Source organism: Pseudonocardia lutea (assembly GCF_042658055.1).
Taxonomy (GTDB): domain Bacteria; phylum Actinomycetota; class Actinomycetes; order Mycobacteriales; family Pseudonocardiaceae; genus Pseudonocardia; species Pseudonocardia lutea.
Genome location: NZ_JBHSQK010000037.1, coordinates 1 through 14755, shown reverse-complemented (window position 1 = coordinate 14755; position 14755 = coordinate 1). Strand labels below are relative to the sequence as shown.

At 74.6% G+C, this 14755-nt stretch carries 13 protein-coding genes; 3 read left to right on the top strand and 10 right to left on the bottom strand.

The window, feature by feature from the left end; translation table 11 throughout:
- Positions 1-198: 198 nt before the first annotated feature.
- The 6 genes from mctP to ACFQH9_RS15685 all read right to left on the bottom strand — a co-directional run bounded on the left by mctP (position 199) and on the right by ACFQH9_RS15685 (position 7455).
- Positions 199-1857 carry a monocarboxylate uptake permease MctP gene (gene mctP, locus ACFQH9_RS15710; RefSeq protein WP_379566852.1) on the bottom strand — a complete coding sequence of 553 codons (1659 nt, stop codon included), beginning with the start codon at positions 1855-1857 and terminating at the stop codon, positions 199-201.
- On the bottom strand, positions 1854-2126 hold the full coding sequence (locus tag ACFQH9_RS15705) for a DUF3311 domain-containing protein (RefSeq protein ID WP_379566851.1): 273 nt from the start codon (positions 2124-2126) through the stop codon (positions 1854-1856). The genes mctP and ACFQH9_RS15705 overlap by 4 nt, the downstream gene beginning before the upstream one ends.
- Positions 2127-2320: 194 nt before the next feature.
- Complete coding sequence (locus ACFQH9_RS15700) at positions 2321-4147, bottom strand: phosphoenolpyruvate carboxykinase (GTP) (protein WP_379566850.1); 1827 nt, start codon at positions 4145-4147, stop codon at positions 2321-2323.
- 379 nt (positions 4148-4526) lie between these two features.
- Entirely contained in the window at positions 4527-4856 is a 330-nt protein-coding gene (locus ACFQH9_RS15695) for a hypothetical protein (RefSeq protein WP_379566849.1), read from the bottom strand.
- Between the two features lie 205 nt (positions 4857-5061).
- Positions 5062-5778 (bottom strand): alpha/beta fold hydrolase, encoded by a 717-nt coding sequence (locus tag ACFQH9_RS15690; protein ID WP_379566848.1) that lies wholly within the window; start codon positions 5776-5778, stop codon positions 5062-5064.
- 42 nt (positions 5779-5820) lie between these two features.
- Positions 5821-7455 (bottom strand): MFS transporter, encoded by a 1635-nt coding sequence (locus ACFQH9_RS15685; protein ID WP_379566847.1) that lies wholly within the window; start codon positions 7453-7455, stop codon positions 5821-5823.
- Between the two features lie 185 nt (positions 7456-7640).
- On the opposite strand from ACFQH9_RS15685, the gene ACFQH9_RS15680 reads away from it, so the two are divergent.
- Entirely contained in the window at positions 7641-8189 is a 549-nt protein-coding gene (locus tag ACFQH9_RS15680) for a TetR/AcrR family transcriptional regulator (RefSeq protein WP_379566846.1), read from the top strand.
- Between the two features lie 46 nt (positions 8190-8235).
- Positions 8236-9054 carry an alpha/beta fold hydrolase gene (locus ACFQH9_RS15675; RefSeq protein WP_379566845.1) on the top strand — a complete coding sequence of 273 codons (819 nt, stop codon included), beginning with the start codon at positions 8236-8238 and terminating at the stop codon, positions 9052-9054.
- A 112-nt stretch (positions 9055-9166) separates the two neighbouring features.
- On the opposite strand, the gene ACFQH9_RS15670 is transcribed toward ACFQH9_RS15675, so the two are convergent.
- The 4 genes from ACFQH9_RS15670 to ACFQH9_RS15655 all read right to left on the bottom strand — a co-directional run bounded on the left by ACFQH9_RS15670 (position 9167) and on the right by ACFQH9_RS15655 (position 13394).
- Entirely contained in the window at positions 9167-10537 is a 1371-nt protein-coding gene (locus ACFQH9_RS15670; protein ID WP_379566933.1) for a metallopeptidase TldD-related protein, read from the bottom strand.
- A gap of 5 nt (positions 10538-10542) precedes the next feature.
- A complete protein-coding gene (locus tag ACFQH9_RS15665; RefSeq protein ID WP_379566844.1) occupies positions 10543-12120 on the bottom strand; it encodes a TldD/PmbA family protein in 1578 nt (525 codons plus the stop codon).
- Positions 12121-12241: 121 nt separating this feature from the next.
- Complete coding sequence (locus tag ACFQH9_RS15660; RefSeq protein ID WP_379566843.1) at positions 12242-12598, bottom strand: hypothetical protein; 357 nt, start codon at positions 12596-12598, stop codon at positions 12242-12244.
- The gene (locus ACFQH9_RS15655) at positions 12588-13394 is read right to left on the bottom strand and encodes a hypothetical protein (protein ID WP_379566841.1); all 807 of its coding nucleotides are present in this window, start codon (positions 13392-13394) and stop codon (positions 12588-12590) included. The genes ACFQH9_RS15660 and ACFQH9_RS15655 overlap by 11 nt, the downstream gene beginning before the upstream one ends.
- Positions 13395-13653: 259 nt before the next feature.
- Here ACFQH9_RS15655 and ACFQH9_RS15650 point away from each other — a divergent pair.
- On the top strand, positions 13654-14755 hold a 1102-nt coding region (locus ACFQH9_RS15650), incomplete at its 3' end, for a PH domain-containing protein (protein ID WP_379566840.1).

Genomic DNA, 14755 nt, shown 5'->3' with positions numbered 1-14755 from the left:
CGCCACCGCCGTCGTACCCGGCGGTCACCGGGGGTATCGCTCGGGCGGCCACGATGTTCCACCCCGGTGGCGTGGTCCTGCAACACGTACGGGACCGTCCGGTCACGCAGTGCGCTCACCGGCCGCGTCTGCGTGCGGTTCCGCTGCGCGGGTGCCGGAACGTCCGGCCGATTCCCGGCACCCGTCGCGGCAGCCGGGTCACTGCGTGAGGACGTCCGCGACCGGCCGCAGCCGCTTCGAGCCCTCGTCGGCGTGGTAGTCGGCGCCGTCGGTGGCGTCCGCGCCGTTGCGGACCTTGAGCGCGTGCAGCACCGCGGAGAGCACGACGGCCACCACCAGGTTGAGGATCAGCGCCACGAAGCCCACGTAGATCTGCACCTGCGAGCCGGCGAAGGGGTGCCAGCCGAAGACGGTCAGCTTGTCGAGGGTGAGCGCGGAGCCGCCGAAGTGCGCCTTGTTCGCCGCCGGATTCGGAATGAGATAGAGCAGGTACATCCCGTACGCCATGCCGACGAGCCAGCCCGCCACCAGCGCCCAGCGGTGCAGCCAGCGGGTGTAGAGCGCGATCGCGACCGCCGGCAGCGTCTGCAGGATGATGACGCCGCCGATGAGCTGCAGGTCGATCGAGAACTGCGGGTCGACGAACAGCACGAACGCGACTGCCCCGAACTTGACGACGAGCGAGGCCAGCTTGGCCTGCCGCGCCTCCTGGTGCGGCGTGGCGGAGCGGTGGATGTACTCCTTGTAGATGTTGCGCGTCCACAGGTTGGCGGCGGCGATGGACATGATCGCCGCGGGCACCAGCGCCCCGATGCCGATGGCCGCGAAGGCGACCCCCGCGAACCAGTCCGGGAACTGGCCGTCGAACAGCACGGGGATGATCGTGTTGGTGTCCGCGCGCCCGGTCGCGTTGTTCGTGATCGGCTTCGAGCCGGCGGCGATCGCGACGTAGCCGAGCAGCGCCAGCAGGCCGAGCAGCAGCGAGTACGCCGGCAGCGCCACCATGTTCCGCTTGAGCACGTCCCGCCCGCGCGAGGCGAGCACGCCGGTGAGCGAGTGCGGGTAGAGGAACAGCGCGAGCGCCGAGCCCAGCGCCAGGGTGATGTACTGCAGCTGGTTGTTGCCGGTCAACAGGATCGAGCCCGCCGGCTTGCCGGTGGCCGGGCTCGGCTGGGCCAGCTTCTCGGAGGCCGCCCCGAAGATCGACGACCAGCCGCCGAACTTCGCGGGCAGGTAGATCACGGCGACCAGGATGACCAGGTAGATCAGGATGTCCTTGACGAACGCGATCAGCGCCGGCGCCCGCAGCCCGGACTGGTACGTGTACACGGCCAGGATCACGAACGCCACCAGCAGCGGCAGGTGCCCGGCGATGCCCGTGCCGTTGAGCCCCATGGTCCGCAGCACGGCCTCGAGGCCGACGAGCTGCAGCGCGATGTAGGGCATCGTGGCGACGATGCCGGTGATCGCCACGAGGAAGGCCAGCAGCGAGCTGCCGTAGCGGCCGCGCACGAAGTCCGCCGGCGTCACGTAGCCGTGCACCCGCGAGACCGACCACATCCGCAGCACCGGCAGGAAGACGATCGGGTACAGCACCACCGTGTAGGGCAGCGCGTAGAAGCCGAGGGCACCGGCGCCGAACATCAGCGCGGGCACCGCGACGAACGTGTAGGCCGTGTAGAGGTCGCCGCCGACGAGGAACCAGGTGATCCACGAGCCGAACTTGCGGCCGCCGAGGCCCCACTCGTCGAGATGGTTCAGCGCGCCGCCCCGCTGCCAGCGCGAGGCGACGAAGCCCATCACCGTCACCACGAGGAAGAGGACGACGAAGACGGACAGCTCCACCCACTGGATCATCGCCGGGCCCCCTCGTCCAGGTCGTCGACCCGCTCGTCGGCGTCGGGCGTGAACTCGCCGTCGCCCTTCGTCCGCAGGTACACGATCAGCACGCACACCACGCCGACCGGCACCCACAGGAACTGGGACCAGTAGAAGAACGGCATGCCGAACAGCTGGGGGTCCGTGCTGTTGAACCACGGCGTGACGAGCATGAGCAGCGGGACCAGCAGCAGCAGGTTCCACGGGCTCCAGCGGATCCCGCCGGACCCTCCTCCGTGTGCGGCCATGACTCCCCGATTCGATCGACGACGACCAGGACAGGCTCGGACTGCGGGCGCATCGTAGGTCGCCCGCGCGGAGATCGCCGGACCACGCGCCGGAAGATCGGATCACGGCACCCGGACGGGAGGCCCGGAGAACGCGGTCGGCCCGCCCCGGGGGTCCGGGACGGGCCGACGCGCGGGTGCGGCCTACGGGCGGATCACAGCCCCAGGCGCTGCTTGAGGTTCTCGAGCTCGTCGCGCATCGAGGTCGGCAGCTTGTGCCCGACCTTCTCGAACCACTCCTCGATGAGCGGGATCTCCTGCTTCCACTCCTCGGGGTCGACCTTGAGCGCGGCCGCGACGTCCTCGGCGGAGGCGTCGACGCCCTCGAGGTCCATCTGGTCCGGCGTCGGCACGTAGCCGATCGCGGTCTCGGCCGCGGCGGCCTTGCCCTCGATCCGCTCGATGACCCACTTGAGCACGCGGCTGTTCTCGCCGAAGCCCGGCCACAGGAAGCGGCCGTCCTCGCCCCGGCGGAACCAGTTGACGTAGAAGATCCGCGGCAGCTTGCCGGCGTCGGCGCTCTTGCCGACGTTCACCCAGTGCTGGAAGTAGTCGCCGACGTTGTAGCCGAGGAAGGGCAGCATGGCCATCGGGTCACGGCGCACCTGGCCGAGCCCGCCGGCCGCGGCCGCGGTCTTCTCCGACGACATCGTGGCGCCCATGAAGGTGCCGTGCTGCCAGTCGCGGGCCTCGGTCACCAGCGGGACCGTGGTCTTGCGGCGGCCGCCGAACAGGATCGCCGAGATCGGCACGCCCTTCGGGTCCTGCCACTCCGGCGCCACGACCGGGCACTGCGAGATCGGCGTGGTGTAGCGCGAGTTCGGGTGCGCGGCGTCCGTGCCGGACTCGGGCGTCCAGTCGTTGCCCTTCCAGTCCGTGAGGTGTTGCGGGTCGCCCTCCAGGCCCTCCCACCAGACGTCCCCGTCGTCGGTGAGCGCGACGTTCGTGAAGATCGAGTTGCCCGCCTCGATCGTGCGCATCGCGTTGGGGTTGGTCTTCCAGTTCGTGCCCGGCGCGACGCCGAAGAAGCCGAACTCGGGGTTGACCGCGTAGAGCCGGCCGTCCTCGCCGAAGCGCATCCAGGCGATGTCGTCGCCGACGGTCTCGGCGCGCCAGCCCGGGATGGTCGGCTGGAGCATGGCGAGGTTGGTCTTGCCGCAGGCCGACGGGAAGGCGGCCGCGACGTAGTAGGCCTTCTCCTCCGGGCTGATCAGCTTGAGGATCAGCATGTGCTCGGCGAGCCAGCCCTCGTCGTGCGCGATGGCGGAGGCGATCCGCAGCGCGTAGCACTTCTTGCCCAGCAGCGCGTTGCCGCCGTAGCCGGAGCCGAAGGACCAGATCTCCCGGGTCTCCGGGAAGTGGGTGATGTACTTCGTCTCGTTGCAGGGCCAGGGCACGTCCCGCTGCCCCGGCTCGAGGGGCGCACCGACCGAGTGCACCGCCGGGACGAAGCGCTCACCCGCGGGGCCGTCCAGCAGCGGCAGCACCGAGGCGCCCATCCGGGTCATGATCCGCATCGAGACCACGACGTACTCGGAGTCCGTGATCTCCACGCCCAGCATCGGCTGCTCCGCGTCGAGCGGGCCCATGCAGAAGGGGATGACGTACATCGTGCGGCCGCGCATGCAGCCGCGGAACAGCCCGCGCAGCGTCTCGCGCATCTCGGCGGGGTCGGCCCAGTTGTTGGTGGGGCCGGCGCCCTCCTCGGTGGCCGAGCAGATGAAGGTGCGCTCCTCGACCCGCGCGACGTCGTCCGGGTCGGAGGCGGCGTAGAAGCTGTTAGGCTTCTTCTCCTCGTTCAGCTTGACGAAGGTGCCGGCCTCGACGAGGCGGCCGGTCATGCGGTCCCACTCGGCGTCGGACCCGTCGCACCAGACGACGGCCTCCGGCGTCGTCAGCTCCGCGATCTCACGCACCCATGACAGCAGGCGCGCGTTGGTCGTGGGCGCATCGTCGATCCCTGGAACGGTCGCTGCGGTCATCGTGAGTCTCCTAGCCTGGCCGGCCCCCGTTCCCCGGCCGGGGGAATGCTGGCAGGGCCTCGCCTGGTCGGGACGAGGCCTGTAACGGGGAAAGATAGCTATGGAGGTTACCGGTGCGGCCCGGTTCCACACATCGATGCGAACTGTCGATTGACTCACAACACCGATCATGGAATCGATACAGTTTGTCCTGACAAAAGCTCTGACCACCGCATTCGCGGCGGATCGGGCACTGTGGTGACGTGGTCGCGGGACCCCTGTGGCCGGATCCGTGGTTCGGCGGTGCGACGCGGTCGTGTCGGCCGTGTGAAACGGCGCTCAGGGCTTACGAATTCGAAAAGCGCAACCATGCCCGCCGGAACAGCAATTCCGGTGCCCTTCAGGCGCTGCGCAACACACCCGTGCGCGAGGGCCTGCCGGTCGGCCGCGACGGGGTGCCCGCGATCGCCGGGAGCAGGATCGGGAGCCGGTGCGCCTGCACCTGCCAGAAGCGCGCCTCGGGGTCGGCGGCACGCCAGGCGTCGGCCAGCCGGGCGGCCGCCTCGGGGTCGGTGACCCGGCGGGGCCGGGGCCGCATGCCGCACCGGAGCCGGATCTCCGCGTCGAGCGCCCGCCAGGCGGCGTCGGCGGTCGAGAAGACCTGCACGTCGGCCGGACCGTCCTCGTCGCCCACGACCAGGGTGTACGCGCTCACGGCGTCCAGGGACACGGTCCGACCTCCTCGCACTCGCCCGCCGCGGCGTCGGTGGCGCGGTACGGCATCCGTTCACTTCGCCCGACCCGAGGCTCAACGGACATGGTGCGCACCGGTCACGCCCGCGGCGGTGCGACGCGCCGGACGGGCCGCCGGGGACGACGGGGGAATGCGCCGAACGGCGTTTGGGCGCGCGGTGAACGGGTGTCGCGCCGCTCCGTCACGTCGGCTCGCCGAGCCCCGCCAGCAGCCGGGCCAGCGCCGCGGGCTCGCTGAGCATCGGCCAGTGCCCGGTCGGGAGCTCGGCGAAGGACCACTCGGGCCCGGCCATCTCGGCGAACGCCGGGACCCCGGCCGCGATGAGCTCGCGCGCCTGCGCCTCGGTGAAGCTGCACGCCACGACCGTCTTCGGCAGGGACGCATCGGGCGTGCCGCGCCGCGCACCGGTGAGGATCACGCCGGCCGGTTCGGCGAGCGAGCGGGCGTGCACCTCGGCGAAGGTCTCCTCGTCGAGCCCCTCGGTGCTCGTCCCCAGCTGCGCGAACTCGGCCCGCGTGGGCATCGGCTGCACCCCGCCGTGCTCGGCGATCCGGGCCCGGATCCACTCCTGCGCCCCGGGCGGGTTGAAGTCGATCTGCGCCACGCCGTCCGGCAGCGGGCCGGTGTCGACGAACACGAGGCGCGTGACCCGGTCCCGGGCGCGTTCGGCCGCGGCCGCGCACACCGGACCGCCGCCGCTGTGCCCCACGAGCACCGCGGGGCCGGCCTTCTCCAGCGCCTCGAGCACCTCGTCGACGTGGGACTCCGCGGTGGCCTCGGGCTCGTGGCCCGGCTCCACCGCGAGCACCTCGTGACCTGCGGCGCGCAGCTCGGCGGCCACCGCCTCCCACGCCCACGCACCCAACCAGAAGCCCGGGACCAGCACGTATGTCGTCATGGACGGAACGGTAGAGCCGGAACAGGACGGATCCGGTCCTGTTTACCGGACCGGTGTCGGCCGGTCGTGTGCTCGCCCTGCCGGAGCTCCTGCCGGCCCGCCGCGGGCTGACCGGCCGGGACCGGCCCGGCGGCGCAGGCCCAGGACCACGGTGAGCGCGACGAGCAGCAGCGTGGCCGCGCCGACCCCGGCGGTGACGTCGACGCCGAGGGCGAAGGCCTGCCGTGCCGAGCCGAGCAGCGCGTCGGCGGCCGGACCCGGCAGACCGGCGGCGACGTCGACCGCCCCGCCCAGGGTCTGGCGCGCCGGCTCGTCGCCCGGCGGCAGTTCGGCGCCGGCGCCGGCCGGCAGCTCCACCGCCGCCCGGTAGACCGCGCTCAGCACGCTGCCGAGGACCGCCGTCCCCAGCACGGCACCGAGCTCGTAGGCGGTCTCGCCGACCGCCGAGGCCGACCCGGCCCGCTCGACCGGCGCGGCGGCGAGGATCGCGTCGTTCGTGATCGTCTCGGACAGGCCGATGCCCGCCCCGATGAGGATCGCGGCGACCAGGAGCAGGGCCGTTCCGGAGCCGACGTCGAGCCCGGTGCACGACGCGTAGCCCGCGGCCGCGAGCGAGAGGCCCGCCGGCACCAGCACCCGCATCGGGATCCGCCGGGCCAGCGCGGCGGCGCCGAGCCCGGCGAGGATCGTCGCGATCATCCCCGGGACGAGCACCAGGCCCGCGGCGAGCGGCGAGCGGCCGAGCACGAGCTGCAGGTACTGCGCCGCGAAGAACAGCAGTCCCGTCTGCGCGAACATCGTGGCGGCGTTGGCCAGCACGGCGGCCCGGACGACCGGCGACGCGAACAGGTCCAGGTCGATCAGCGGCCGGCGGCCCCGCCCGGGCAGCCGCCGGCAGCGGCGCACGAACAGCGCACCGGCCGCGGCCGCCACGACCGCCTCGACCGCGGCCGCCGCGGTGAACCCGTGCTCGCCGACCGTGTGGATCGCCAGGACCGCGGGCACCGCGGCGAGCATCGACAGCGCGACGCCGGCGAGGTCCGGGCGGCCGGGATCCGCCATCCGGGACTCCGGCAGCACCAGTGGGCCCGCCACCAGCACGAGCACCGCGACGGGCACGTTGACCAGGAACACCGAGCCCCACCAGAAGTGCTCCAGCAGCAGCCCGCCGACGATCGGGCCGAGCGCGGCACCCGCGGCGAAGGCGGTCGCCCAGATCGCCAGCGCGAGCCGGCGCCGGGTGCGGTCGACGAAGACCGTGCGCAGGATCGCCAGCACCGAGGGCATGAGCATCGCGCCGAAGAGGCCCAGCGCGGCGCGCGCCGCCACGAGGTGCGCCCCGTCCGTGGCGAAGGCCGCCAGCAGGGACACCGCGCCGAAGCCGGTGATGCCGGTCAGCAGCAACCGGCGGCGCCCGATCCGGTCGCCGAGCCCGCCCATCGCGACGAGCAGGCCGGCCAGGACCAGCGGGTAGACGTCGACGATCCACAGCAGGGTCGTCGCCTCGGGACGCAGCGCACGGCTGATCGCGGGCAGGGCGAAGCCGAGCACGGTGTTGTCGACGGCGACCAGGAGCGTCGGCAGGAAGAGCACGGCGAGCGCGAGCCACTCGCGCAGGCCGGCGCGGGTGCCGGGCGTGGGCGGGGCGGGGGAGCGGGTCGGCAGCGCGGCGGTCATGGCGGTGCGGGTCCTTGCGGGGTCGGGCGGCGCCCACCGGGGCGCGGGACGAGCGGGAAGGCAGCTGTACCGTCCGGACGGTATAGGTTGACCGTCCGGACGGTACAGTAGCTCCAACGGGCGGGTCCAGCCCGTCATTCCGCTGGTGAGCGGCCTCACCGGCCGCCGATGGGTAGGGTCCGGATGTGCCGAGCGCCCGCGACCGCGTCCTGGACGCCTACGAGACGCTGCTGATCGAGCAGGGTCCCGCGGGTGCCACGCTCGACGCCGTCGCCGGCGCGGCCGAGGTCTCCAAGGGCGGGCTGCTCTACCACTTCGGTTCCAAGGAGGCGCTGGCCGAGGGCCTGCTGCAGCGGCTGCGCGAGCGCAGCGCCGCCGACGTCGAGCACATGCGCACGGACCCGGACGGGGCCGTCGCCTACTACCTGCAGACCTCCGTGCCGGGGGCCGCGTCGCCGGTCGGCCTGACCCGCACCTACCTCGCCGCGCTGCGCATCGCCGACGGCAGCACCACCGGCGAGGCCACCCGGCGCGCCCTCGCGGACGTCGACGCCCAGGGCCTCGCCGCGCTGCGCACCGAGATCCCCGACCCGGTGCTGTCCTGGCTCGTGCAGCTGGTCGGCGACGGCCTCTACCTGCGGACGCTGACCGGCGCGCCGCTGACCGGCGACGTCGGCGTCGACGCCCTGCTCACCCGGCTGCGGGAGTTGTTGATCTCTTCGTCCCGCCGCTAACGCCGGCTCCCCGCGGGCCGAATCCCGGCGCGGGGGGACGAATCGGATGGTGCTGGTGCGACGCGGGGTCGTCGAGGTGGACGTGGACCGCGTGGGCGCGGGGCCGCCGGTGCTGCTGCTCGGCTCGATCGCGGGCGGGCGGCGGGTGTGGGACCGGCTGGCGGACTCGTTGCTGGACCGCTACCGGGTGCTGACGCTCGAGATGCACGGCCACGGCGCCACCCCGCCCTGGCCGGGCTCCCGCCCGCAGACGCTGACCGACGCGGTCCGGCTCGTGCACGCGGTGACCGCCGGCAGCACCGAGCGGCTGGGCCTGGTGGGGCACTCCTTCGGCGGGGCCGTCGCGATGCGGGCCGCCGTCGAGCTCGGCGAGCGTGTCCGGGCGCTGGTCCTCGTCGAGCCGACGCCCTTCGCGCTGCTCGCCCGGGCCGGGCGGGACGACCTGCTGGACGACGTCCGGCGCTCCCGGGACCGGCTGCGGGCCGACCTCGCCGCCGGCCGGCCGGAGGAGGCCGCGCGCGAGCTGACCGACCACTGGCTGGGACCCGGTGTGTGGGACGGGCTGCCCGCCGAGCGCCGGGCCGCGATCGACCGGAGCCTTCCGCACCGGCTGGCCGAGTTCGAGGCGCTGACGGACCCCGGGCTGACCCTCGCCGAGGTCGCGACGGCCGAGGCACCCACGCTGCTGATCCACGACCCGGGCACGCTCGCCCCGGTGCGCGCGCTGGTCGACGTGCTCGGCGAGGCCCGGCCGGACTGGGAGCGCGCGGCCGTGCCGGGGGCGGGCCAGTGGGCGCCGCTCACCGCGGCCGAGACGCTCAACCCGTTGATCGGGGAGTTCCTCGACCGGCACCTGGGCCGGTGAGCCCCTGCCCGACCACCCCGCGCGCGACGATCGGCTGCCCGACGGTCACCTGCCTCGGACCTCACCCACGGGGGCCCGGCTGCCCGGTCCTCGGGCCGCGCTCACCGGCCCGTCACCTGCCGAGCGACACCGACGACATCCGGAAGTCCGGGATCCGCATCGCGGGCATCCGCGCGCGGGTGAACCAGTCCTTCCACTCCCGCGGCAGCGCCGGCTCGGTGCGGCCCACCTCCGTGGTGCGCCGCAGCATGTCCAGCGGCGAGTAGTTGAACCGGAAGTTGTGGTCGACCTCGGCGGTGACCTCGCCGCCCTCGACCAGGTACACGCCGTCCCGGGTCAGTCCGGTGAGCAGCAGCGTCGCCGGGTCGACCTCGCGGATGTACCAGAGGCAGGTCAGCAGCAGGCCCCGCTCGGTGCGGGCGACCATCTCCTCGAGCGTCGCCGCGGAGCCTCCGGTGAGCAGCATGTTGTCGCCGGGCGGGGTGAACGCGGTGCCGAACTCGGCCGCCTCCGCCCGCGAGTAGACGAGCTCGTTGACCACGCCCTCGCGGATCCAGTCGACCCGGCGGGTGGGCGCGCCGTTGTCGAAGACGCTGACCCCGCCGCCCGAGCTCGAGGTGATCACCACGGGCTCGTACTCCAGGCCCGGCGCGGCGGGGTCCGAGGACAGGGTGAGCGGGAGGTCCGTGAGGCGCTCGCCGACGGCGGCCTTGCCGCTGAACGCGCTGTGTCCCTCCTGCGCGGCGCGGCCCTCCATCGACCAGCCCGCGTAGACGAGCATGTCCGAGACGGCCGACGGCGGCACGACCGTCTCGTACCGGCCGGGCTCCAGGCGGACCTTCCGCGCGCCCCACGCCAGCCGCTGCTCGGCCTCGGCGGCCAGGGCACGCACGTCGACGTCGGTGAAGTCGGTGGTCGCGGTGCCGGTCCAGGCCGACGAGCCGGCGTCCTTGACGTTCAGCTCCACCGAGCCGGTCGGCTGGACCCAGCGGCGCCGGACCCCGGTGGACGTGCCCAGCCACGTCGTCGTCAGGGAGTGGTCGGCGAAGCCGAAGTGGCGCAACGGTCCGTGCAGGACGTCGGCCAGGCCGGCGGCGAGGTCGGCGTAGACGGCGATCGAGGTCGCCGCGGGCGGCTCGGCCCAGCCCGGGTCCGCGTCGCCGGCCGGTTCGGGCAGCGGTGCGGCGTCGCGCGACGGCCCGGCGTCCCGGGCGCTGCGCTCGGCCGCGGCCACGAGCTCGGCGAGCCGCTCCGGCTCGGTGATCCGCTCGCCCGACGAGACGGTCCCGGCGGCGGTGCCGCCCGGCACGTCCACGAACGCGATCACGGTGACCCGGGCGGACGTGGTGTGCCCGTTGGTGGTCATCGTGGAGTTGGCCCAGCGGAGCACGGCCTCGCTGGTCTCCGCGACGATCACGGCGCAGCCGGTCAGGTGCGCCGCCGCGGCGAGCACCCGCTCGACCGTCTCCTGTGGACCGAGCATGCCGGTCACTCGCCCTCCTCCCGGGTGTTGAGCACGGTGACGCCGCGGAACAGCGCGCTCGGGCAGCCGTGGCTGACCGGCGCGGCCTGCCCGGGCTGGGCCTTGCCGCAGTTGAACGCTCCGCCGAGCCGCCACGTCGACGGCCCGCCGACCGCGGCCAGCGAGCCCCAGAAGTCGGTCGTGGTGGCCTGGTAGGCGACGTCGCGCAGCTGCCCGGCGAGCCGGCCGTTCTCGATCCGGAAGAAGCGCTGGCCGGTGAACTGGAAGTTGTAGCGCTGCATGTCGATCGACCAGGAGCGGTCCCCCACGACGTAGATCCCGCGCTCGACACCGGCGATCAGCTCGTCGGTCGTGGTGTCGCGCACCGGGTCCGGCTGCAGCGAGACGTTGGCCATGCGCTGGATCGGGACGTGGTGCGGGGAGTCGGCGTAGGCGCAGCCGTTGGACCGCTCGAGGCCCAGCCGCGGGGCGAAGGTGCGGTCGAGCTGGTAGCCGACGAGCGTGCCGCCCCGGACGAGATCCCACTCCGAGGTGGCCACGCCGTCGTCGTCGAAGCCGATGGTGGCCAGCCCGTGCGGGACGGTGCGGTCGCCGGTCACGTGCATGTGCTCCGAGCCGTAGCGGAGCGCGCCGAGCTGGTCCGGGGTGGCGAACGAGCCGCCGGCGTACGCGGCCTCGTAGCCGATCGCGCGGTCGTACTCGGTGGCGTGGCCGACGGACTCGTGGATCGTCAGCCACAGGTTCGTCGGGTCGATCACCAGGTCGTACGCGCCGGGCTCGACGGACGGCGCCTTCGTCTTCTCCGCCAACAGCTCCGGCAGCCGGGCGAGCTCGTCCTCCCAGTCGTGGGAGGTGCCGGTGAGGTACTCCCAGCCGCGGCCGGCCGGCGGTGCGAGGGTGCGCATCGTCTCGAAGGTGCCGGCCCCGGCGTCGACGGTCGTGGCGCTGAACCCGGGCTCGATTCGGACGCGCTGCTGCAGCGTCGTGGTGCCGGCGAGGTCGGAGTAGAACTTGCACTCCCGCACCTGCACCACCGAGGCCTGCACGTGGTCGATCCCGTCCGCGGCCAGCAGCCGCTGCGACCAGTCCGTGAGCAGCTCCACCTTGTCCCGGGTGGGCACGGTGAAGGGGTCGACGTCGTAGGCGGACACCCAGACCGCGTCCGGGTACACGGGCTCGTCGGCGCGCTCGACCCGCTCCAGTGCGACCGGTGCGAGGGTCCGCGCCACCGCCACCGCACGCTCCGCCGCGGCGCTCGCCGCCTGCACGGTCAGCTCGACGTGCGAGGCGAAACCCCACACCCCGTCGACCAGGACGCGGACCGCGAGCCCGGCGCCGACTCCGTCCGACACGCCCTCGACCGTCCCGTCCCGCAAGGAGATCCGCTGCGACACCGTCCGCTCCACCCGGACGTCGGCGTGCTGGGCGCCCAACAGCATGGCCCGGCTCAGCGCCGCCCCGGCCAGCGCCTGCAGCGGGAGCGAGCGGAACTCCGGGTCGACGGCGCCGACGGGGTCCGGGCCCGGGAACGCGGGGGCCGCGGGATCGGGGCGGGCGGGGCGATCGGAGCCGGCGGGGACCACGGCGCAGAACCTAACCCGCACCGGGCGGGCGCGGCACCTCCACCGCGCGGTCCGGGCGGGGATGCCTGGCGCACAAGGGCGTGCCGGTCGCGTGCGACGCGCGGAACAGGGGGCCGGGTGGTCAGGGGTCGGTGAACCAGGTCCACGGGGCCCACCACCGCACGTCCGACGGACCGTCCACCGTGGACGGGCCGACGGGGCGCGCCGGGAGCGTCGCGGGGCCGAGGCGCAGGACCCGGTCGGCGAGGCCGTCGCCGTCGAGGTCGGTGTGCAGCACCAGGTCCCGGCCGTCGGCGAGCACGACGGAGTCGGGCAGGCCGTTCCCGTCGGTGTCAAGGTCCCCCGGCCCGACGGCCACCCGCGTCGGGGCGACCGGCTCGGGCCACGGCGGGACGCCGAGGGGCTCGGGCCGGACCGGGGCGTCGACGTCGTGCCGATCCGGGCCGTCGGCCGGAAGCTCCTGCGGGTCAGGACGCACCGGAACCTCCCAGGGAACGCAGCTCCGCCGCGAGCGCGGTACGACGCTCGGCCGCGACGCGGTCGAGCAGCTCCGTGGCCCGCCGCTCGAGGTCGATCAGCAAGGCGGACAAGGCCGAGACGGCCGCGGCCTCGGCGTCGCGCAGCGCGGTGTCCAGCCAGTACCCCCACTGCTCGCGTTCGACGGCCGCCCGCCGACGCCGCGCGAGCAGCACCGTCGCGGCCACCGCCGACCCGACGGCGAGCGGCAGCAGCGTCCGGCCGCCGGCCACCGACAGCCCGAGCGCCGGGGCACCCGCGACGAGCACCAGCACCAGGCGGACGAGGCCCGCGCCCGACCCGGCCCGCAGGAGCGCGTCGACCCGTCCGACCCGCCCGGGCGGATCCGGCAGCGTGACGGCCGCCGCCGGTCCGGGTGCCGGGCGCGGGAACAGCGCGGGCGGCAGGGGGAGCGGGCCGAGCATGCGGCCGGCCGCGCGCCGGACGACGGCCTCGGCCTCCCCGCGGACCCGCGCGAGGAGTGCGGCCGTCGCGCGCCGGATCGCGGGCTCCAGGACCGTGGGCAGCGCCGCCCGCGGCCCCGTGATCCACGGAGCGCTCAGGGCGCGCAGATCACGCAGGGACGCCGTGAGTTCCGCGGTCCCGCGGAGCCGGACGAGGGCGAGATCGCCGCGCAGCCGCGCCCGGTGCCGCCCGGCGGCCTCGGCCAGCGCGGCGACCAGCTCGGAGCGCCTGGCGCGCAACGCCTCGGCACGACGGCGGATGGGGAAAGGGTGGGTGCCCGCGACGGTGGTCACGCCGCGGAGCATCGCGCGACCTCACCGCGGGTGACGCCCTTCCGCAGCAACGCTTCACGATCGTGAACGGGCCGCCGCGGCGCCGGCGACCCGGGGGTGCCCGCAGGGACCGCCGTCCGGCGACGCGACGTCCGCGAGTTCCGCCCGATCGCACCCCGCCCCTCGCCCACGGGCCGCGCGTACGTCACAGTGGGCCGTCGGGACGTGACGCGACGGACAGGGGGACGACGGTGGGCCGACGGGGCGGGGGAGCGGGCCGATGAGGCCCGGCGCGCCGCCCGGTGCCGGCCGGGTCGCCGAGCTGTCCGGGGAGGTCGGCCCCGAACCGGACCCGGCCGGCTGGACCGGGCTGGACCAGCGCGGGGTGCCGGTCGCGGGCGTGCTGGCGACGGTGACCGTCGCCGTCCTGGGCGCGACGGCCGTGGTCGCCGTCGCAGTGCGCGAGCCCGACCTCGCCGGCCCGGTGGCGCTCTGGACGCTCGCCGTCGCGCTGACCGCGGTCGCGGTCGCGGTCGCCACCTCCTACGCGCGCTGGCGCTGCTCGCACTACCGGATCACGACCGAGCGGGTGGAACTGCGGACCGGCGTCCTCGTCCGGCGGGCGCGGAGCCTGGCCATCGGCCGGGTCCGGACCGTCGACGTGACCGCCGGCCCGGTCCTCCGCGCGTTCGGCCTGGTCACCCTGCGCGTCGGCACCGGTCAGCAGCGCGGGCGCGGCGAGGCGACGCTGCGGCTGCGGCCGGTCGAGCGGATGGAGGCCGACCGGCTGCGCACGCTCCTGCTCGACCGGATGCGGTCCGCGGGCGGCCCGCCCGCCGGTCCCGCCGACGGGCGCATCGCCGAGCTGGACCCGCGCTGGCTGCGCTACGGCGTGCTCTCCACCGCCAGCCCGCTGTTCGGGATCGCGGTCCTGACCGTGGTCCTCGCGCTCGTCGACCGGCCGCTCGGCGGGCTGCTGCGGACGGTCCCGCCGGGCGTGCGGATCGTGCTGGTCGTGCTCGGGATCCTGCTGGCCGGCGCCGCGGTCGCGTTCCTGGTCTACGCCGAGACGTGGAGCGGGTTCCGGCTCGACCGCGAGCCGGGCAGCACGCTCCGCGTCCGCCGCGGGGTGCTCACCACCCGGTCGATCTCGCTCGAGGAGCGCCGGCTGACCGGCGTCGAGCTCGTCGAGCCGCTGGGGGCGCGGCTGGCCGGGGCCGCCCGCGTCGACGCGGTGGCGACCGGCCTGCTGGTGGGCAACGGCGCCGAGAGCACCGAGCACCGCACCCTGTTGCCGACCGCGCCGCGGCGGCTGGCCGAACGGGTCGCCGCGGTGATCCTGGGCGAGTCCCGCTCCCCGACGGCCGCGGCGCTGCGCCCGC